This window comes from Ensifer sp. ENS03 (assembly GCF_014852035.1).
Taxonomy (GTDB): Bacteria; Pseudomonadota; Alphaproteobacteria; order Rhizobiales; family Rhizobiaceae; genus Ensifer; species Ensifer adhaerens.
Genome location: NZ_JACVAV010000013.1, coordinates 44,466 through 64,495 on the forward strand (window position 1 = coordinate 44,466; position 20,030 = coordinate 64,495).

General features: G+C 64.2%; 13 protein-coding genes. 3 read left to right on the top strand and 10 right to left on the bottom strand.

The genetic code is table 11. From position 1 onward, the window contains the following. Nucleotides 1-68: 68 nt before the first annotated feature. From IB263_RS30285 to IB263_RS30300, 4 genes are all read right to left on the bottom strand, one after another. Complete coding sequence (locus IB263_RS30285) at nucleotides 69-1,388, bottom strand: ABC transporter substrate-binding protein (RefSeq protein ID WP_034790202.1); 1,320 nt, start codon at nucleotides 1,386-1,388, stop codon at nucleotides 69-71. A 159-nt stretch (nucleotides 1,389-1,547) separates the two neighbouring features. Then, nucleotides 1,548-2,888, bottom strand: a complete 1,341-nt coding sequence (locus IB263_RS30290; protein ID WP_192439422.1) for a sigma-54 dependent transcriptional regulator — start codon at nucleotides 2,886-2,888, stop codon at nucleotides 1,548-1,550. Next, nucleotides 2,885-4,786: an ATP-binding protein gene (locus IB263_RS30295; protein WP_192439423.1), complete on the bottom strand. Its 1,902-nt coding sequence runs from the start codon at nucleotides 4,784-4,786 to the stop codon at nucleotides 2,885-2,887. Before IB263_RS30295 ends, IB263_RS30290 begins: the two co-directional genes overlap by 4 nt. Before the next feature lie 2 nt (nucleotides 4,787-4,788). After that, nucleotides 4,789-6,144 carry an ABC transporter substrate-binding protein gene (locus tag IB263_RS30300; RefSeq protein ID WP_162770656.1) on the bottom strand — a complete coding sequence of 452 codons (1,356 nt, stop codon included), beginning with the start codon at nucleotides 6,142-6,144 and terminating at the stop codon, nucleotides 4,789-4,791. 512 nt (nucleotides 6,145-6,656) lie between these two features. Here IB263_RS30300 and IB263_RS30305 point away from each other — a divergent pair. Continuing rightward, a complete protein-coding gene (locus tag IB263_RS30305) occupies nucleotides 6,657-8,471 on the top strand; it encodes an ABC transporter ATP-binding protein (RefSeq protein ID WP_192371945.1) in 1,815 nt (604 codons plus the stop codon). Between the two features lie 54 nt (nucleotides 8,472-8,525). Here IB263_RS30305 and IB263_RS30310 read toward each other — a convergent pair whose 3' ends face one another. The 4 genes from IB263_RS30310 to IB263_RS30325 all read right to left on the bottom strand — a co-directional run bounded on the left by IB263_RS30310 (nucleotide 8,526) and on the right by IB263_RS30325 (nucleotide 13,145). Then, nucleotides 8,526-9,740 (bottom strand): TIGR03862 family flavoprotein, encoded by a 1,215-nt coding sequence (locus IB263_RS30310; RefSeq protein WP_034790169.1) that lies wholly within the window; start codon nucleotides 9,738-9,740, stop codon nucleotides 8,526-8,528. A gap of 80 nt (nucleotides 9,741-9,820) precedes the next feature. Further along, a complete protein-coding gene (locus IB263_RS30315; protein ID WP_034790167.1) occupies nucleotides 9,821-10,894 on the bottom strand; it encodes an amino acid ABC transporter permease in 1,074 nt (357 codons plus the stop codon). Further along, the gene (locus tag IB263_RS30320) at nucleotides 10,891-12,081 is read right to left on the bottom strand and encodes an amino acid ABC transporter permease (protein WP_192439424.1); all 1,191 of its coding nucleotides are present in this window, start codon (nucleotides 12,079-12,081) and stop codon (nucleotides 10,891-10,893) included. Before IB263_RS30320 ends, IB263_RS30315 begins: the two co-directional genes overlap by 4 nt. A 20-nt stretch (nucleotides 12,082-12,101) precedes the next feature. Further along, a complete protein-coding gene (locus IB263_RS30325) occupies nucleotides 12,102-13,145 on the bottom strand; it encodes an amino acid ABC transporter substrate-binding protein (protein WP_034790164.1) in 1,044 nt (347 codons plus the stop codon). A 340-nt stretch (nucleotides 13,146-13,485) separates the two neighbouring features. Here IB263_RS30325 and IB263_RS30330 point away from each other — a divergent pair, with 340 nt between their 5' ends. After that, a complete protein-coding gene (locus tag IB263_RS30330; protein ID WP_113504335.1) occupies nucleotides 13,486-14,607 on the top strand; it encodes a DUF930 domain-containing protein in 1,122 nt (373 codons plus the stop codon). 194 nt (nucleotides 14,608-14,801) lie between these two features. Here the strand turns inward: IB263_RS30330 and IB263_RS30335 are convergent, their stop codons facing one another. Beyond that, a complete protein-coding gene (locus tag IB263_RS30335; protein ID WP_051659184.1) occupies nucleotides 14,802-16,004 on the bottom strand; it encodes an MFS transporter in 1,203 nt (400 codons plus the stop codon). Nucleotides 16,005-16,112: 108 nt separating this feature from the next. Between IB263_RS30335 and IB263_RS30340 the strand changes: the two genes are divergently transcribed. Further along, nucleotides 16,113-17,051 (top strand): AraC family transcriptional regulator, encoded by a 939-nt coding sequence (locus tag IB263_RS30340; RefSeq protein ID WP_192439426.1) that lies wholly within the window; start codon nucleotides 16,113-16,115, stop codon nucleotides 17,049-17,051. Nucleotides 17,052-17,072: 21 nt separating this feature from the next. Here IB263_RS30340 and IB263_RS30345 read toward each other — a convergent pair whose 3' ends face one another. Continuing rightward, complete coding sequence (locus IB263_RS30345; protein WP_192439427.1) at nucleotides 17,073-19,871, bottom strand: autotransporter domain-containing protein; 2,799 nt, start codon at nucleotides 19,869-19,871, stop codon at nucleotides 17,073-17,075. Between the last annotated feature and the right edge of the window lie 159 nt (nucleotides 19,872-20,030).

Consider the following 20,030-nt stretch of genomic DNA (forward strand, 5'->3'; position numbering starts at 1 on the left):
GTCGGCGAAGCTATGATGTTTTGGGAGCATGACCGCCCGCCAGTTGGGCAGGCGGTCGCTGTCCTCGCTTAGTCGACGAGGTTCAGGGCTTCTTCAGCCTTGGCCTTGGCGGCGGCATATTTCTCCGTCGCGAACGCGGCCCACTTCTGCTCCAGTTCCGCCTGGCGTGCGGTCTTCTCTTCGCCGCCGGTAAAGGCGTCGCGCGTTTCTTTGCTGGCTGCCTCCTCCGCCGTGATCGGCATGGCGGCAGCCAGGGCCTTGGCTTCGTCAAGAAGCGCGCGGGCCGCCGGCTGTTCGTTGGCAGCGAGCGCCTTTTCGGCCGCATGGATCGCCTGGGTGGCGCCCTTCAGGTTTTCGAGCTGGAAGGAGATGAGCTGGTCGAACAGCGTGTCGACGACATCCGTGCGCTTCTTCGAGACGTCGCTGTCAAAGGTGATCATCGACTGGAAGCGCGGATCCTTGAAGGGGTTCGGGAAGCCTTCGGGCGCCTTGGCGTAGAGCGCCGGGTTGATCGGCAGGCGACGGATCGCCGGCTCGAGCAGAACTTCCTGGCCCTTCTCCGACAGGATGTAGTTGACGAAGGCTTCAGCGCCCGCTTGGTTCGGCGCATTGGCGACGATGCCGATATTGGCCGGCACGACCGTCGTGACCGACGGATAGGCGAAGCTCACCGGGAAGCCGCTCGCCTGGGCCGAGAAGGCGAAGAAGTCGATGACGATGCCGATGCCGGTCTGGCCTGAGTTGACGGCGTCGGGAACGCCGAAGGAGCGCTCGGTTACCTGCTGCAGGTTGCCGCCGATGCCCTTGAGCGTGCCCCAGCCCTTGTCCCAGCCTTCGCCCTGCAGGATCGTCTCGATCGTCAGGTGGGTGGTGCCGGAGCGCGACGGGGCGGCGATGGCGACGTGGTCAAAGTATTCCGGCTTGGCGAGGTCGCCCCATTCGGCGGGCTTCGGCAGGTTGTTGGCTTCCAGGTAGCGGTCGTTCGACATGATGCCGTAGCCCGACGCGGCAAAGCCGAAATAGAAGCCGTCCGGATCGTTGACCGGATAGGAGCCGACTTTTTCGGGCAGGCCCGTCACCGACGGGGTGAACTTGGCCAGGAGTTCCTTGCTCTTCAGGCTGTCGAAGGCGTCAGGCGCCGACGCCCAGAACAGGTCGACCTGGTTGTTGACCTTGGTCTCGTCGATGTATTTCACGCCCGAGCTGGTGCTCTTGTTCTGGACGTCAAGGGTAAAGCCGGGATTGGCGGCCTCGAAGCCCGCCTTGAACGGATCGGTCACGTCCTTGGAGAACGAAGTGACGATCGTCACCTTGCCACCGTCCTGGGCGTGGGCCGTCACGGTAAAGGCAGCCGACATCAGCATCGCTGCTGCGATGGTTTTCAACATAGGTATCTCCTCCCAATAGACCGCCAGTGCTTGGCGGCTGTCCTATTGAGAGCAAGGCCCGTGCCAGATCGAAAAACCCGGCAAAACCAGCCAGTTTCACGTCGGGATGGGTAAGAAAGGTAACATCGGGGCGGGCGAGGCGGGGTCAAAAGGGTAACATTACCCCTCGTCGCCATCGGCCCGGGCGTCGATGTCGAACTTGCGCATCTTTAGATAGAGCGTCTTGCGGGAAATGCCGAGCGCATCGGCGGTCGCACCCACGCGGCCCTCATGTCTGGCGAGACTGTTGATGATGATGGTCCGCTCCAGCCGGTCCATCTGCGCTTCCAGCGTCTCGCCGCCTGCGGTCGTGCCTTCGGTGTCCGGGCGCTCTTCGAGCCCGAGCACGAAGCGTTCCGCGACATTGCGCAGTTCACGCACGTTGCCGGGCCAGGGCCGGGCGTTGAGATCGGCCAGCAGATCGACGCCGACCGGCGGCGCAGTGCGCCCCTGGCGCTTTGCGGCAAGGCTGAGGAAGTGCTGGAACAGGAGGCCGACATCGCCCTTGCGGCGCGCGAGCGGCGGCAGTTCGACCCGGGCGATGTCGAGGCGGTAGGCGAGGTCTTCGCGGAATTCTCCCCGCCGCGCGGCATCGTGCAGGTCGGCTTTCGTTGCCGCCACCACACAGATGTTAACTGGCAGTTCGACGTTCGATCCGAGCCGTTCGATGACGCGCTCCTGCAGGACGCGTAGCAGCCGCACCTGGGCTGCGATCGGCATGGACTCGATCTCGTCGAGAAACAGCGTGCCGCCATCGGCATATTCGATCTTGCCGATGCGCTTTTCGCGCGCGCCGGTAAAGGCGCCGGCCTCATGGCCGAAAAGCTCGGATTCGAGCATGGTCTCGGGGATGGCGCCGCAGTTGACGGCGACGAAACGGCCCTTGCGGCCGCTGAAATCGTGCAGCGCCCTTGCCGTCACTTCCTTGCCGGTGCCGGTATCGCCGATGATCAGCACGTCGGCGGAGGCGGCAGCGATGCGCTGCAGCTTTTCGCGCAGCGCCACCATCGGTGCCGAATGGCCGATCAGCCGCGTCTCCCAGCCGTCCTTGTCGACGGAGAGGCGCAGCCGCCGATTTTCCAGCAGCAGGTGACGGTGATCGCGGGCCCGGCGCACGGTTTCGATCAGGTGCACCGGATCGGCTGGCTTTTCCAGGAAATCCCAGGCGCCTTCGCGCATCGCACGCAGCGCCATCGGGATATCGCCATGTCCGGACATCAGCACGATCGGGATATCGGGATCGACCTTGCGCACGGCGGCGACCAGGTCGAAGCCGTCATGATCGGGCATGCGCACATCCGAGACGATGACGGTGTCGCTGTCGGCGCGAAGGCCGGCGAGCGCCGCGACGACGGAACCGTGCGGGGAGACTGTGAAATCCTCCAGTTCCAACACCTGGCAGCAGGCCTCAAGCACGCTGGCGTCGTCGTCTATCAGGATGATGTCCGCTTCCGGTCTCATTCCGGGCCTTTCAGGGATACGAGGAATCGTGTGCCGGCCGGACCGGTGTCGAGGATCGTGATGTCGCCGCCAAAATCCTTGACGATGTTGTAGGAGATCGACAGGCCGAGACCGAGCCCCGAGCCTACCGGCTTGGTGGTAAAGAAGGGATCGAACACAGCTGGCAGGTTTTCCGTGGCGATGCCGTGCCCGGTATCGCCGACGATCAGCCGGGCGACGCCGCCGGTGACTTCAACGCTGACGCTCACGCGCCGAAGTGGCTGGCCAGCGACGGCGTCGAGCGCGTTGCCGACGAGATTGACGGCGACTTGCTCGAGCCGGACCGGTTCGGCCATGACCATTGCCGAACTGTCCTGCGGCAACGAAAGATCGAGGGCGACGGTCTCCTCCTCGAAACGGTGTTCGAGCAGGCTGAGGGCGTCCCGCACCGCCGCGGTGAGATCGACCGGCCGCAGCTGCGCGTCCGGCCGCCGGGCAAAGCGGCGGATATGGCTGATCTGGTCTGCCATGCGTCCCGTCAGCCCCTTCATCTTGTCGAGGTTGTTGACGGCCTGCTCGCCCTTGCCGCGGCCGATTAGAGTGGCGGCGCTGTGAATATGGGCGCGAAGGGCGGCTAGAGGCTGATTGAGTTCGTGGCCGATGCCGGCCGCCATCTGGCCGAGGGCCGCAAGCTTTGCAGACTGGATCAGCTCGTCGCGGGTCTGGCGAAAGAGGGTGAGAGCACGCGAGAGGTCGCCGAGTTCGTCGGCCTCGGGCGGCGGGATCGCCGTGGAGTGCCGGCCCCCGCTGATCGCACCGGCGGCCGTCGCCAGCAGGCGGATACGGGCAATGAGGTTGCGGTGGACGTAGAAATAGCCGATCGCGCTTGCGACGAGCACCGAGAGAATGGCGATCGCGACCAGCAGGCTTCGCCCGGTCTCGATTGCCGCAGCCGCGCGCCGGGCGGCGTCCCCGGCGCTTGCCTCGATCGCGATCACTTCCGTTTCGATCTTGCGGCCAAGCTCCTCGACGAGCCGGCCGTTTTCGCCGGCAAGTTCGGCAAGTGTGCTGGCCTGCAGCATTTCCGAGCGCTTGCGATTGGGTATGCCCGTCGAGGCGTTGGACTGGTCGAGAATGCGCCCGGCAAGCTGCCGAACGGTGATGCTGTCGGGCCAGCTGTCGAGCGAGCGGATGCGGCTTGCCAGTTCGTCGGCGCTGTCGCCGAGAAAGGCGTTGGTCTCCTGCATTTCCTCTTCGGTCGTGGCGTTGACCAGCCGACCGATCAGGCCTGTCGCAAGGTTCGCCTGGGAGACGACGGTCAGCAGCGCTTCGCTCTTATGCTGTTCGGCGAGTGCGGCCGCACCCTGACCCTTGCGGGTCTCCGCTTCGATGTTGAAGCGGATGTCGTCGACCAACGGATCGGCTTCTTCCAGAAGATCGGCCTGGACCCAGCGCAACTCGTCGATGTCCGACCGCATCGCCTCGCGCAGCGTGAAGCGCTTGCCCGCGGCAAGGTCGATCTTTTTCAGATTGGTGCCGATGGCCTCGGCGAGCGGCAGCAGCGCCGCCGTGCTCGACTGCGCCGTGTTTTCTTCGAGCAGGGCGCGAAGGGTCTGGAGGCGCGTCGCGTAGACGGCGCGGATCTCGTTGTACTCGGTGCGGCTTTCGGCGCCGGCAAGTACCGACGTCACGGAGCCGATGTCGGCCCCGGCCTTTGAGAGTCGCGACGCGAAGGCGAGCTGCGGCATCTGCTCATCCGCCATGCGCGACAGTTCGCCCGACAGCCGCTCGTAGGAAAGCCAGCCGACCAGGCAGGCGCCGACAGCGAGCCCGACGATCGCGACAAAGGCGAGCACGAGGCGGGCGCCGATACCGAAGCGCCAGCGCGGCTGCGGTGCGGTCGTTTCGAGAACTGCCATCGTCACTGCCGCCACGGATGGAGATTGACGGGACCGCCGGATCGCGCCGCCGAGGAGAGCAGCCGCTCCGCCTCGTTGAGGTTCTGTTCGATCAGTGCGCGCAGGCGGCTCGCGAGTTCTGCGTGGGCAGGGGAGCGGGCGACGCCGCGGGGCCATTCGCCTTGCAGGGCCTCAGCAACGTTGGCGACTTCGCTTGCCGAAAGCGGAGGCTGACCCAACAGCCGCCGCGCCCGAGCCAGCATGCTCAGCCGTTGCGCGTCTTCGATGTTCATCGCCTCCAGATCCGCAGCCCTCTTCCACAGGCGGGCAAGGGTTGCCCGGCGGCGCACGATATAGTCGTCGAAAATCAGATTGACGAGGCCATATCTGCGCGCCGACAGGGCGGCGTCGAAGCCGCCGGATTTCAGCAGGCGCTCGCCGTCTTCCTGCGGCAGCAGGCCGCTGTTGAGCGCCGGATTGACGGGAATACGGGCGATTGCCGGCGACAGCAGGAGTTTCTGGCCAGCCTCCGAAAGCACGAAATCGACGAAGCGTTCGGCTCCCGGCACGTTGCGCGCCCGGGACAGAATGCCGATGCTTGCCGGCACGAACACGGTGTCGGGCGGCAGGACGAAGACATTACCGGCGCCGGCGAAATCCGGCGAGGTGGCGAGGAAATCGATGGTGATGCCGATGCTGAAGCGCCGCTGCGCCACGCCCGAAGCAACCCCGAAGCTGCGGGCGGTAACCGTTGAGAGATTGCCGCCGAGCTGCGACAGCATCGCCCAGCCTTTCTCCCAGCCGTAGGTTTGCAGCAAGGCTTCGACGATCAGGTGCGTCGTGCCCGAGCGGGAAGGCGTGGTGATGCCGATCTGGCCGGAATAGACGGGGTTCAGCAGATCCTGCCAGTCCTCCGGCACGGGCAGTTTGCTCCGGGCGAGATGGGCGGGATTGTAGACGAAGCCGTAGCCCGACAGCGCGAAGCCCAGATAGTAGCCCTGTGGGTCGTTCACGGGATAACCGAAGACATGATCCGGTGCGCCGGTGTTGCGTGGCGCGATCGGGCGCAGGCTTCCGTTGCGTTTCAAGAGCTCGAAGGCATCGGCCGCCGAGGCCCAGAAGATGTCGGCCGGCACGTCCGCCTTCTCAATGACGAAGCGGCTGGCGCTCGCCGTGTTGCGCTGCACGATCGTCACCCGCATGTCGGCATTGGCGCGTTCGAAAGCGGCGCGAAAGGGCACGAAGAAGGAGGGCGGGTAGGAGGTGACCACCACGAGTTCCTGCTTCTCGACAGCACGCGCGGGCCCTGCAAACGCCATGAAGCCAAGTGTGATCAGCGGCAGCAGTGCCGCGACGATATCGAACCGGAACCTTGTCAATTCACTCCCACCGCGCATCGCCGTCCGGTCATTGCCGGTGCCGGTGGTCGCGGACCCTCCCCAAGATGCCGCCGTTTCGTGCATGCACGATCGGCGATCGCGGCGTACTCTGCTACGAAGAGCCCACCGCCGTAAACCCCGGGAGGCATGTCGGAGACTGTTGCAAACAGGTCGCAGCCGCGACGATTGGCGCCATGGCAAGATTTCTGCACTTGGCGGTTGCGCGCGATTCGCCTATAGGTCGTCTTCCGGCAACCAATCAGGGAGGTTTCAAAAGATGCCAGCTTTTTCTTTCTCCCTACGGGGCGGCGTGCAGTCTTGAACTGGGCCGGGAAGGGCATTTTCGCCTTTTCGTCTTTTCCAGGTCGGATTTCGTTTCGCTGACCTTGGCCCTTCCTCTCCGGAGGATTCGGTCACTCCAATGATGCCGCATCGGAAGCTGGGTTCCTTTTAACGGCATATTCCATTCTGATCTTGTTTGAGGCCGATGCGTCGCGCATCGGGCGATTGTTATGGCTTTTACTCGTATTGACCTGCGCGGCGGTGCGTTCCGCAGCGTTCTTGGATTCACCTGGTCTCACTGGAAAGCGCAGCCGCTGCGCATCAGCGTCATTCTCGGCATGGTTCTCTTGTCGACCCTCGCTGACGTCCTGACGCCGCTCTATTCGGGCCGGCTCGTCGATGCCGTCGTTTCCGGTGTGGCGACCGATCAGCTTGCCTGGGATGCGGCGCTTGCCGCCTTCTGGATGCTGATGGCGCTGTCGCTCGGTGCGATCATTCTCAGGCACCTCACCTTCCTGGGGGTCACCGATCTGACCCTCAAGATGATGACCGACATCGCGTCGGCTGCCTTCTACCGCATCCAGCGCTTCTCGACCGACTGGCATGCCAACAGCTTTGCCGGATCGACGGTTCGCAAGGTGACGCGCGGCATGTGGGCGCTCGATCTCTTGAACGACACCTTGCTCGTCGCCCTGTTTCCGTCCGTCGTGATGCTGGTCGGATCGACAATCCTGATGTCGTTCTACTGGCCGATGATGGGCGTCATCATCGGTATCGGGTCGATCGTCTTCATCCTGATGACGATCGTGCTGTCGCTTGGTTACGTCGCGCCGATGGCAAGCCTTGCCAACCGGTGGGACACCAAGCTCGGCGGGGCGCTCGCCGATGCCGTGAGCTGCAACATCGTCGTCAAGGGTTTTGGTGGCGAAAGCCGCGAGGACGCACGCCTTGCCAAGGTGCTCGCCAAATGGCGTGACCGTACGCGCCGCACCTGGATCCGCGGCACGACCAACGGCACGTCGCAGGGCGCCATGCTGCTCATCCTGCGCGCGGCGGTGATCGGCTTTGCGCTGTTCCTCTGGTCGAAAGGCCAGGCGACGCCCGGCGACATCACCTTCGTGCTTACCTCGTTCTTCATCCTGCAGGGTTACCTGCGTGAAGTCGGGCAGCACATCCGCAACCTGCAGCGCTCGATCAACGACATGGAAGAGCTTGTCGACATCCATGGCCAGTCGCTCGGCATCGACGACAAGGCGGATGCCAAGCCGATCCGCATCACCGACGGCCGCATCGAGTTCAGGGATGTGACGTTCCACTACGGTGCGCACCGCAAGCCGCTCTACGACCGCTTCTCGGTGACGATCCGGGAGGGCGAACGCGTCGGTCTTGTCGGGCACTCAGGTTCGGGCAAGACGACCTTCGTCAAGCTGATCCAGCGTCTGCATGACCTGAAGGCCGGCGAGATCCGGATCGATGGTCAGGACATCGCATCGGTGACGCAGACGTCGCTGCGCCAGCAGATCGCGATCGTCCAGCAGGAGCCGATCCTGTTCCATCGCTCTCTGTCGGAGAACATCGCCTATGCGCGGCCGGACGCCACGCAGAGCGAGATCGAGAAGGCGGCAAGGCTTGCGAGCGCCCACGACTTCATCACGGCTCTGCCGAAAGGTTACGGCACGCTGGTGGGCGAACGCGGGGTCAAGCTCTCGGGCGGCGAGCGCCAGCGCATCGCAATTGCCCGCGCGTTCCTCGCGGACGCACCGATCCTGATCCTCGACGAGGCGACATCGAGCCTCGATTCGGAATCGGAAGTGCTGATCCAGCAGGCGATGGAGCGGCTGATGCTGGGGCGCACGACGCTCGTCATCGCGCACCGGCTCTCGACGGTGCGGGCGCTCGACCGGCTGCTGGTCTTCGACCACGGCCGGATTGCCGAGGAGGGCACGCACGACGCGCTGATCCGCCTCGACGGTGGCATCTACCGCGGTCTCTTCGAGCGCCAGGCGCTGGAGCTGACCAAGGGGTTGGTGCTGAACGACCAGTAAGGCTTTGACGCCACCTGAAACCATCGCCGCGCCTGCCAAAGGCGCGGCGATCTTTTATGCTGGCCGGTTAAGCCAACGATCGAGGCCGCGAGCCGCCGCACGCCCTGTGGCAAAGCAGGCGGTCAGCAGATAGCCCCCGGTCGGCGCTTCCCAATCGATCATTTCGCCGGCGACGAAGGTGCCGGGCAGCGCTCTTAACATGTATTCGTCATCGATCGCGGACCAGGCGATGCCGCCGGCGGAGGAGATGGCCTCGGCGATCGGGCGTGGGCGGATGAGCGGGATTGGCAACGCCTTGATCAAGGCCGCAAGTTCTGGAGGCGGCAAGCGCGCGGCATCAGGCGAAACCTCACGCAGCAGCGCCGCTTTCACTCCTTCGAGCCCGGCCCCCTTGCGCAGGCGGTTGGAAAAGCTGGTCTTGGTGTCGAGGCGGCCAAGGTCTTTTGCCAATTTCCCGACGGCACGTCCCGGGGTGAGGTCGACCACCAGGTCGGCCAGTTCGCCGCGCGACAGCCGGTCCCTGAGCGCGCTCGTATGGGCGTAGACGAGGCTGCCTTCGATGCCGGTCCTGCTGATGACGAATTCGCCCGGGACGGTGCCGGCTTCCGACGTTGCGGTGACGCCCTTCAGCGCGGCGCCAGCAAAGCGATCGCGGAAGGTCTCGCTCCAGTCGACGTCGAAGCCGCAATTGGCGGGCTGGAATTTGGCGACAGACACGTCCCTCTGTTCCAGCCAGGAAACCCAGGCGGCATCCGACCCGAGACGCGGATAGCTGGCGCCGCCGAGGGCGAGCAGAGTCGCATCTGCGCTGACAAGCGTCTTGCCGTCCGGGGTATCGAACGCGGGTGCTTTGCCTTCAAAGCCAGTCCAGTGGTGCCGCGTCAGGATACGAACGCCTCGGCTTTCCAGCGACTTGAGCCAGGCGCGCAGGAGCGGCGACGCCTTCATCACCTCCGGGAAGACACGGCCCGAGGAGCCGACGAAGGTCCTGGTTCCGAGGTCTGCCGCCCATTGCCTGATGTCATCGGGCGTGAAGGCGTCCAGCGCCGCACGCAATCGCGGCGAGGCATTGCCGAAGCGCTCCGCAAAGGCCGTATAGGGCTCCGAATGGGTGATGTTCAGGCCCGACTTGCCGGCCAGCAGAAATTTGCGCGCGACCGTCGGCATGCTGTCATAGACGGTGACCGCGTGGCCGCGCTCGGACAGCACCTCGGCGGCCATCAAGCCGCTCGGTCCGCCGCCAATGACGGCGATGTTCTTTTGTCCCATGCGCTTTGCCCGGTCACAGATTTCGCTTCGGCGCACTCTTGGCCCGGCGGCGCGTGGCACGCAACCCCCGTCAGATGCCGCTATCGGCGATGGGCGCCGTTGAGCTTCTTCTCCAGCCACAGGCTGTAGCGCGAACCGGAAAAGCAGATGGCGAAATAGACCAATGCCGCGAAGATATAGGCCTCGCTGTAAAAGCCGAGCCAGGCGGGATCGGTGGCCGAGGTCTTGGCGGCATTGAGCAGATCGTAGATGCCGATGACCGCAAGCAGCGAGGTGTTGAGCACGATGCCGATCGACAGGTTGACGATGGCCGGGATGACAGCTCGCAGCGCCTGCGGCAGCACCACCAGCCGGAGCATCTGGATCCGGCTGAGGCCAAGCGACAGCGCCGCCTCCTTCTGACCCGCCGGGATCACCTGCAATCCGGCGCGGATGATCTCGGCGAGGTAGGCCGAGAAGAACAGGGTGACGCCGATCTGCGCCCGAAGCAGCTTGTCGATGGCCGCGCCGCTCGGTAGCGCCATCGGCACGATCAGCATGGCGACATAGAGCACGGCGATCATCGGCACACCGCGCAGCACTTCGATGAAGGCAATGGCCAGGGAGCGCACGAGCCCCATGTCCGACTGGCGGGCAAGCGCCAGCAGCAGCGCGATCGGAAAGGCGAAGGCAAGGCCAGCGATCGAGACTGTGAGCGTGATCGGCAGCCCGCCCCAATGATTGGTCGAGACCGGTTCCAAGCCCGACGTCCCCGCCATCAGCAGCCAGATGCCGACGAGCGCCAGCAACCAGACCGGCACCAGGCGGAAGCTCCAGAAACGGGGAATGGCGGAGACGGTCAGGAGCGCAGCAATGAGGGCGATCACCAGCGCCGGGCGCCATTGCAGCGGCGGCGGGAAAAAGGCGAAGAGCATGAAACGAAACTTGGCGCCGACAAACGCCCAGCAGGCGCCCGCCGTTTCCGTGGCGCAATCGGCCGCGGTGCCGGTCCAGACGGCATCGATGACGGCCCAGCGGACAAAGGGAAGTGCAATCCAGAGGATTGCGGCGAGCGTCGCCAGCGTGACGAGGCCATTGGCCCAACCGTTGAAGAGGCCTTCACGCCAGCGGTGCCAGTCGGGCGCGACCGGCGGCGCAAGTTCGATCTGGCTCATCGTTTTCCTTCTCCGCGCAGAACGACGCGCCGGTTGTAGAGGTTCATGAGGGCCGAAACCGCAAGACTGATCGTCAGGTAGACGACGCCGATGATGATGATCGCTTCTAGAGCCTGACCGGTGGTGTTGGCCGTCGTGTTGGCGACGCTGACGAGATCGGGGTAACCAATTGCGACCGCGAGGCTCGAATTCTTGGTCAGATCGAGAAAGCTCGAAATCATCAGCGGCGTGATCACCCGAAGCGCCTGCGGCAGTACGACGAGGCGCATGATCTGCGCGGGCTTCAGCCCGAGTGCGCGAGCGGCTTCCCATTGACCCGACGTCACCGACTGGATGCCGCTGCGCACGATCTCGGAAATCGAAGCGGAGGCATTGACGACGAGGCCGATCAGCAGAGCGGCGAATTCCGGGGTCAGCGATAGGCCGCCGCGAATGTTGAAGCCGCCCTTGGCAGGCACTTCGACCGAGGCGCTGAAGCCGAGGGATACGAGAGCGAAATAGAAGATTGCCAACGCGCCGAGTACGGTGCCGGCGGTTTTCGGCAGATAGAACGTCGCGCCCGCCAGCAGGCGCCTGGAAATGACGAGTGCCGCGAAGACGGTCAGGAGCACCGCGGGCAGCCATACGGAGGCCGGCAGACCGTCGACCGAAAGCGAGGGCAGAAAGACGCCGCGATTGCTGAGGTAGACGCTGCCCAGAAACGTATAGGCGCCGCGCGGCGGCGGAAGCGCGCGGATGATCGCACTCCACAGGAACAGTTGCAGCAACAAAGGCGTGTTGCGCAGAAGCTCGACATAGCCATGGGCGAAGGTCGCTAGCAGCAGATTGCCGGACAGCCTGAAGATGCCGAGTGCGACACCGAGCACGGTTGCAAGCAGACATCCGACGAGCGCGACCTTGACGGTATTGGCGATGCCGGCGGCAAGCGCCCGGGCGTAGCTGTCGCCGGCCGCGTAAGGAAGAACGCTTTCGCCGATCTCGAAATTGGCCTGATGGGAGAGGAAGGCAAAGCCCGGCGTCAGTCCCATGCGGTGCATGCTCTCGGCGGTGTTCTGGCCGAGAAAGGCAAAGAGCAGCAGCACGCCGACAAAGAGCAGGCCTTGCTGCAAAGGCAGCGGTCCGATCCAGGACAGGAGGCGCGAGACGGGTCCGGGCCCCGAAGGGCCCGGTTGGAGTTGGCGTGTCATGGGAAGGACCATGAACCGGCTCAACGGAACGGCGGCGAATAGAGCAGGCCGCCGGCCGTCCAGGGCTGGTTGTAGCCGCGCTCGAAGTTGAGCGGCGTGCCCTTGCCGACGTTGCGCTCGAAGATCTCGCCGTAGTTGCCGACGGTCTTGACGATGTTGTAGGCGAATTTCGGATCAAGGCCGATCGCTTCGCCGAGCGAAGGATCGACGCCGAGGAAGCGCTTGATCGCCGGATCCTCGCTCGCAAGGAACGTGTCGACGTTCTCCTTGGTGATGCCGAACTCTTCGGCCTGGATCGTCGCGTAGACCGTCCAGTTGACGATTTCGAGCCACTGGTCGTCACCGGCGCGGATCGCCGGCGCCAAGGGCTCCTTCGACAGGCGCTCGGGCAGAAGCACGTAATCGTCGGGCTTGGAAAGCTGGGTGCGCTTGGCCGCAAGGTCGGTCGCGTCCTGGGTCAGGGCGTCGACGCGGCCCGAGTCGAGCGCCTTCAGGAACTCGCCGGTTTCCTCGATCGTGACCGGCGTGAAGGCCTTGCCGGTCTTGCGGAAGAAGTCGGCGATGTTGAGTTCGCCGGTCGTGCCGCTCTGGACGCCGATCGTTGCGCCGTCGAGTTCCTCGCCCTTGGCTACGCCAAGGTCCTTGCGCACCAGCAGTCCCTGGCCGTCGTAGAAGACGACGGGGCCGAAGTGGAAGCCAAGCTTGAAGGCGCGGCTCACCGTCTGGGTCACGCCGGACAGCAGGATGTCGAACTCGCCGGACTGCAGCGCCGGCAAGCGCTGCTGCGGCGACGAGTTGGTGAACTCGACCTTTTCGGCATCGTTGAAGACGGTGATGGCGATGGCGCGGCCGAAATCGACGAAGAAGCCCTGCCAGCGGCCGTTGCTGTCGGGTGAGAAGAAGCCCGGCGTGGTGCCGACGCCGACCTTGATGACGCCGCGCGCCTTGATCTTGTCGAGCGTTTCGCCGGCAAGCGCCGAGGTGGCGATGAGGCCCGCCGCCAGCGCTGCCGTCGCGGCAAAGGCTTTTGTGAAAAGTTTTCGGTGAGTGGAAGTTCGCTGCATGAGGGTCCCCAAAGCCAAAAGAATGTCATTGCGCCACCGGGCGAAGCCGTTCGGGCGTGAGTAAAAATTAAATCTATAGAAATTATATAATAGGTATTTTTGTGCGAAATTGGCGCGTGGCCCGAAACAGATTTCGCCGCCTCGTTTTTGCCGGGAACGTTTTTGACAAGAAGCCAGCGGTTGATGGCGGCGACCCCCGAAGGCGTCAATTTCATCCGCCCTCGATCGATGGCCCGCAGATTGCCGCGCGGATCTCCGGCTGCATATGCAGGCTGAGCCTCTTGTTGAGATCGGCGGAAGCTCCTAGGTTCCGCCCGTCGATTGGTTTATCTCCTTGGCGATGCAGCTTTTTGCGGGAAAATGGCGGGAACGGATGGGATGGGGCGCGCCGGTGTCGGTCGCCCTGCACCTCGTCGTAGCGCTTTTCCTTTTGTACGACCTGCCCTTCGAGCTGCCGACGCCGCCGAAGGAGCAGACGGTCAACGTCGAGCTCGTTCCGCCTCCCGCCGAGGCCAAGGATCCGAAGAAGGCCGAACAGAAACAGGCGGAGCAGAAGAAGGCGGGGCCGAAAAAGGGCGAAGAGAAAAAGGCTGAACAGCCAAAGCCGCAGCCCCAGCCTAAGCCCAAGCCCCAGCCGAAGGCAGACCCGAAGCCGCAACCCAAACCGGCGCAGCAGCTGCCACAGTCCTTCGCCTCTGCCATGGCCAAGACCAAGCAGGACAACAAGGAGGCGGAACTTCCGCCGGCCGCGCGCGAGTCGGTGAAGAAGACCGAAGTTTCCGAGCCGGCAAAGGCGGTGGACGACAAGGCGAAGCCAGTGGATGAACCGGCAAAGGCGCCGTCGGCCGAGAAGAAAGAGCCGGTGAAGGACCCTAAGCCGCCGACAACTCTTGCCGTCCCTGCGAAATCCCCCGACAGCGCCAAGCAGAAGGCGGATGAAAAGGCAGCGGCGACGGTTGCCGAGGCCAAGCCTGAGCCGAAAGAAGCGCCCGAGGCCAAAGAGCAGCCCCTCAAATCGGAGCAGGAGGCTGCAAAGGCAAAACCGGCCGATGCCGCAGCGAAGGTCGACCTGAAGCCGGTTCCGAGTAAGATGACCGACGCAAAGGAACTTTACTCGGCAAAGTCGATCGCCGATCCTCGCGTTAAGCAGGCGCTGATCAATCTGCCGGTCAAGAAACGCATCCGGCAAATCTGCAATATCGAGGCACTGGAGCAGATCCGCAATCAGCGACCAGATACGCCGCCCGAAGGGTTGTTCCCTTTCGGACCTAACGGTGGCTTCATCACCAAAAACCGTATGGACGCCAGCGGCGGTGCCTACCCGAGCAAATCGAATTGGTACGACGTCGATTTCCAATGCATCGTCAACGACGAGGCGACGGAAGTGGTCTCTTTCAGCATTGCCATTGGCGGCCAGGTGCCGAAGGCAGACTGGAAGAAGAGGAGAATTCCCGGGAATTGATTTCTTGCGGCACAGGCGATGCGGCGTCGGTCTTGCCTCATGCCGCAACCGGTGCGCGCCTTCTTGCAACGCCTGTTGCCAGACGTCACGGATCGCCGCGCTGCACCTAGAACATTCTTGCCTGCCGGACTCTTCCGAGCCCGGCAGGCGCGAGTGCGAGTTGCCACTCTCGCACCAAGCTGGCGCGGATGTTGTTACTCCGCCGGTTGAAGAGCCCGCTCGCGATAGACCGAAACCAGTGAGGTGCCGAGCATCGCGGCAACCGCCGCAAAGAGGAAGACGCCGGCCGGGCCCTGCAGTTCGACAAGGAGGCCGCCGAGGATCGCCCCGGTGGAAATGGCGATCTGGAAGGTGGTGAGCGTCGCCGCTCCAGCACCTTCGGCCTCATCACCGGCCGCACGGCTCAGGAACGACTGGACGCTGACCGGCAGGGCGCCGAAGGCGAAGCCCCAGGCCGCCGTGGCGACGATGGCGACGGCCGGCAGCGCGCCCGCCAGGGCCAGGACCAGCGTGGTGGCAGCGACGCCGGCGGCCGCCGACATCATCGAGAGCCGCGTGCTGCGCTCGGCGAGGAAGCCGCCGGCAATGTTGCCGAAGAAGCCGCCGATGCCGAAGGCGAGCAGGATCGCGGTTATCGCCTCGACGCCGAACTGCGGCACCTGTTCAAGGAACGGGCGGACATAGGTGAAGCCGGCAAAGTGGCCGGTGACGACCAAGAGGATGGTCGCAAGGCCGAGCCGGATCGCCGGGCGCTTCAGGACGTTGAGGATCGTGTCGAGGCCGGTTGTGCCGATGGGAGGCAGGCGCGGAACCGTTAGCGCCTGGACGATGAAGGTGACGATGCCGACGGCGGCGGCAAGCAGGAAGGCGTAGCGCCAGCCGAGCGTCGCGCCGATCCAGGCGCCGACCGGGGCCGCGCAGACGGTTGCGATCGAGACGCCGGACATCACGATTGCCATCGCCCGCGGCATCAGCCGGCCGGGAACGAGCCGCATGGCGAGCGCCAAAGACAGCGCCCAGAAACCGCCAAGGCCGATGCCGAGGAGGAAACGGGCGACGAGCAGCATCGAAAGGCTGGACGCGAAACCGGCGATCAGGCTGGAAACGATGAGCAGCGCGGTTAGGGACAAGAGCACGTTGCGGCGGTCGAAACGTCCGGTATAGACGACGATCGCCGGGCCGGCGATGGCCGCGACCACGGCCGTAGTGGTGACCGACTGGCCGGCGGCACCGACGGTCACGCCGAGATCCGCCGACATCGGCGTCAGCAGGCTTGCCGGCAGAAACTCTGCCGTGACCAGGCCGAAAACGCCGAGCGACAGGGAAACGACAGCCGCCCACAAGGGCTTGTCCCGTTCATCCGCCTGTCCCGTGGGCTTGGCGACAATACCATCCATGACTTTCATCTCCATTGCATGTGATGATGAAAATATGCATGGCCCTCTGGAGTTTCTATGCTAGAAAATCCAAAACACTGTGCTGTTTGTCCAAAGGTGAGATGTAATATGAGCGATGCGCTGACGGAGATCCTGCGCGGCCTCAGGCTCGACGGTGTCGAATATGGGCGCTGCCAGCCCTGCGCGCCATGGGCGACCTCCTATCCCGAACAGGAACCGGCACGATTTCATTTTCTTGCCTCCGGTTCCGCCCATCTGCAATCGCCAGATGGTTCGTGGATGGAGTTGACGCCCGGGGATGCCGTGCTGTTGCCGCGGGGCGATGCGCACGTGCTCGCGAGCAAGCCCGGCCTGCCGACGATATCGATCCGCGACCTGCCGAAACGGCAGCTTTGCGACGGCATCGTCGATGTGCAGTGCCCCAACTCGGACAGCCAGAACCTCCTGTTCTTCGCAGTGATGCAATTCAACGTCGACCGCCTGCATCCGCTTTTGCAGCTGATGCCGTCGGTCATGCGCACCAGCGATCTTGCCAAGAGCGAGCCGTCGATCCCGTCGCTTCTCGATACCATGACGCGCGAGGCCGCGATGCAGCGCGTCGGTGCGGGCGGTATCCTGGCGCGCCTTGCCGACGTGCTGACCGCCACGATCATCCGCGCCTGGGTGGAACACGGTTGCGGCACGTCAACCGGCTGGCTTGCCGCCGTGCGCCATCCGGAGGTGGGCCGGGTGCTCGCCGCCATCCATCTCGACCCGACGAAGGACTGGACGGTGCCGGAACTGGCAAAGCTCATGGGGGCGTCGCGTTCCGGTTTTGCCCAGCGCTTCGCCGATACGGTCGGCGAGACACCGGCCCGCTACGTGGCACGCATGCGCATGCACCAAGCGCATCAGTGGCTGCGCGAAGGAAAACGGGTCGCCCATGTCGCCAACCGGCTCGGTTATGATTCCGAGGCGTCGTTCAGCCGCGCCTTCCGCAAGATCATGGGCGCGCCGCCAAGCCATTCGCGAAACCTGACTATGTCAGCGGATCAACTGGCGTCCTGATCCGCTTTCGGTCGCGAAACCTCAGAACTTGACATTGAGATCGGCTCGGACCCCGTGCTCCCGGGCCGTCGAGGCGATCTGACCCTGATAGGAAACGCTGAGCGTCGATGCTGGCGTCAGCGCGGAATCGATACCGGCCTCGAGGATGGCGCCGTCGCGCGCGATGGGCGCACCGGCGACCGAGAAGGCCTCGCTGCCGGAGAATGCCTGGGCGAGCGCAGGGGTGATGTCGCCATAGGCATGCCGCCAGCCGATCATACCGCGCGCCGTCGCCTTTCCGGCCCCGAGCTCGAAATCGGCAGACGCGCGAAGTCCCGTTGTGGTGAAGGCCATGTCGCTGGAGCCGCCATGAACGGAGAGCGCTGCCGCACCGCCCACCTCTTTGAACCCGTTGGTGTGCACGTTGACATAGGCGAGGTTGGCGAAGGGCTCGAAAGCAATATCGCCGGCCGTGAGGGCGTATCCGAGTTCGCCAAACACCTGCGTGGTGCCGGCGCGGTAGTCCGCGGTCAGGCTGTCGACAAGCGCTGGCGAAACGAGCTGCCGGCTGCTGTCGATCTCGCTGAAGGTGTAGGCAAGACCGGAGCGGAACGACAGAGCGCCCCGGACCGCGCCGCCATAGACCCCGAGATGATAGTTGTCGCTCGAGGCCTGTGAGCGGCGGTCGTCGACCTTGAAGCTGGAATGGCTGTAGCCTCCGAGGAAGCCGAGCCGCCAGCCGCTGCCGATCTCACCATCGAGACCGGCAACGAAACCGCCGGTGGATCGAGACAAGTCGGCTGCATTGCCGTCGCCGTCGGTATCCCCCCAGGACCCGAACGCCGAGCCCCACGCGCCCATGGTTTCTGCCGGAGAAATCGATGCCGTGGTGATCTCGTCGGTGCCAACGATCGGCCGCGCCGTGGCGCCGACAGTTTCAAAGGCCGCACGCAGCCGGTCGTTCATCCGGTAGCTGATGAGCTGACTGTTTTCGATGAGACCCGTCACCGTGGAGCTATGAACCTCGCCCGGCAGTTGCCCGAAGAGGTCGGTTGCGGTGTGCTCGTCGAGAGTGACGGCGAGATCATGGAGTTCCGCGCCGATGCCGAGCCGCTCGATTGCCAAGGCAGCAACTGCACCATTGCGGCTCGTCGCCAGATCCGCGAAGGCCACGGCATTGCGCGCGACATCGAGATAGACGGTGTTCGGGTCGTAGGCGAGGGTGAGATCGAGGAAGGCATAGCAGCCACAGTCATCTTCGAAGCGCCCGGTCACCCCGCCGAGCACGGAGAGAATGGTGTGGCGGCCGTCGCCCTTGTAATTTTCGGGTCTGACCCTGACATCAACGGCGCCGGCGATCTCCGCCGTGCCCGTGACGTCGAGCCGGCTGGTGCCATCGGGTGCGTCGAGATTGACGAGGAACCAGCCGTCGCCCGACTGGCGATAGTTGCCGGCCAGGGTCAGCGCACCGCCCCTGCGGCCCCAGCCCGGATTGACGGCGCCGTTGTTGTCGACATTGCCGTAGATGGTACCGTTGCCGGAGAGTATGCCGTTTCCGTCAGCAAAGGTCTCGGAGGCAATGCTGCCGGCAATCGCCAGGAAGCCGCCATCGACGCGTGTGGAGCCGTGATATGTGCTGTCACCGGCCAAGATCAATATGCCGTCGCCCGATTTGATCAGCCCTCCCGCGCCGGTGATGTTATTGGACCATGCGCTTTCGCCGTCCTCGATCACGGCGTGGAAATCACCCCAGTCGAACTTGCCCGGACCTCGCACTGCCCGCCCGGCGTTTACCATGCCATAGCCAAACACGGGATCGACGCCCCGGTCGCCATAGTCGGTGGCCGTTCCCAACAGGACTTGGCGGACCTGGTCCATCGTCATGTACGGGAATGCCTGCGCGACCAGCGCGGCCGTTCCGGCCACGAACGGTGCAGCCAGGGACGTGCCGTTTTCCCTGCTGTATCCTCCACCGCGGACGGCGACCATGATGTTGTCCTGAGGATTGGCCCAGACCCATTCGCCTCTTTCCGGGTCCCAGCGCGTGGCGTCGTCTCCACCAGGTGCGGCAAGACACCAATTTACTGCAACGCCACACCTGTTCGACCAATCGGGCATGTGTGTAGGACCGGTCGCCACCACGGCGAGCCAGCCCTGTTCCAGCTCCGGGAAAAGATAGGGGAGACCCGCATCGATAGACGGTTGTGCCGCGCCGTCGTTCATCGCTGCGAAGACGAGAAGTGCACCACGCGAAACCGCGTAGCGATAGGCGGACAGATTGTTTGAGAGCGTCGCTTCGGCCCGGTCGGCCGTCATTTCTGTAATGAAGCCGTCGCCATAACTGTTGTTGATGATCTTCACGCCGCGGTCGACGAGTGTATGGATTCCGTAGTTGGCGGCAGCATTGTTGATGTAGCCCGGTATGTCGGATGCCCCTGCCTGAACGATGGTCGCGCGCGGGGCAACACCGTGCATGCCGACCCCATCGCGATTGGCGGCGATGACCGAGGCGACCGTTGTGCCGTGGCCCTCCCCTACGAACGTCCAAGGCTTCTCCGGATCATAGGTGATACCCTCCGCATAGCGTCCGCCAAACTCCGGGTGGGTAATGTCGAGGCCGCTGTCGACCACACCGACCTTGATGCCGCTGCCGTCGTAGCCCAGCATGTAGGCATATTCGGCGTCGATCGCCGCCAATCCCCACTGTGCGTTGAACTCAGCAGTGCGCCATGTCTCGGGATCGCGGGGGTCGCCCGCATCCTGCGCGAGCGCAAGGGATGGCACTGCGGTCAACAACAAGAGTGTGATGACATGGATGACGCTACGACAATACTTTTCCAAGACATTCCCCAATGCCCGGCATCACGGCGCGTCCGTTGCGCATCGTATTGAAGGAAAACGGAAATTTACGGCACGGGCGCGCGAACGCTAGCCTCGCGCGTGGCTTTGGGAAATACGGCAGATGCCGTATTTCGTCGGCTTGCTTCGCCGCCTATCGCC

What these genes read in the sequence shown, in the direction of transcription:
- IB263_RS30325 (WP_034790164.1), bottom strand. Translation starts at nt 13,145, where the DNA reads ATGCAGCGAACTTCCACTCACCGAAAACTTTTCACAAAAGCCTTTGCC.
- IB263_RS30315 (WP_034790167.1), bottom strand. Translation starts at nt 10,894, where the DNA reads ATGAGCCAGATCGAACTTGCGCCGCCGGTCGCGCCCGACTGGCACCGC.
- IB263_RS30285 (WP_034790202.1), bottom strand. Translation starts at nt 1,388, where the DNA reads ATGTTGAAAACCATCGCAGCAGCGATGCTGATGTCGGCTGCCTTTACC.
- IB263_RS30305 (WP_192371945.1), top strand. Translation starts at nt 6,657, where the DNA reads ATGGCTTTTACTCGTATTGACCTGCGCGGCGGTGCGTTCCGCAGCGTT.
- IB263_RS30320 (WP_192439424.1), bottom strand. Translation starts at nt 12,081, where the DNA reads ATGACACGCCAACTCCAACCGGGCCCTTCGGGGCCCGGACCCGTCTCG.
- IB263_RS30335 (WP_051659184.1), bottom strand. Translation starts at nt 16,004, where the DNA reads ATGGATGGTATTGTCGCCAAGCCCACGGGACAGGCGGATGAACGGGAC.
- IB263_RS30340 (WP_192439426.1), top strand. Translation starts at nt 16,113, where the DNA reads ATGAGCGATGCGCTGACGGAGATCCTGCGCGGCCTCAGGCTCGACGGT.
- IB263_RS30290 (WP_192439422.1), bottom strand. Translation starts at nt 2,888, where the DNA reads ATGAGACCGGAAGCGGACATCATCCTGATAGACGACGACGCCAGCGTG.
- IB263_RS30330 (WP_113504335.1), top strand. Translation starts at nt 13,486, where the DNA reads ATGCAGCTTTTTGCGGGAAAATGGCGGGAACGGATGGGATGGGGCGCG.
- IB263_RS30295 (WP_192439423.1), bottom strand. Translation starts at nt 4,786, where the DNA reads ATGGCAGTTCTCGAAACGACCGCACCGCAGCCGCGCTGGCGCTTCGGT.
- IB263_RS30310 (WP_034790169.1), bottom strand. Translation starts at nt 9,740, where the DNA reads ATGGGACAAAAGAACATCGCCGTCATTGGCGGCGGACCGAGCGGCTTG.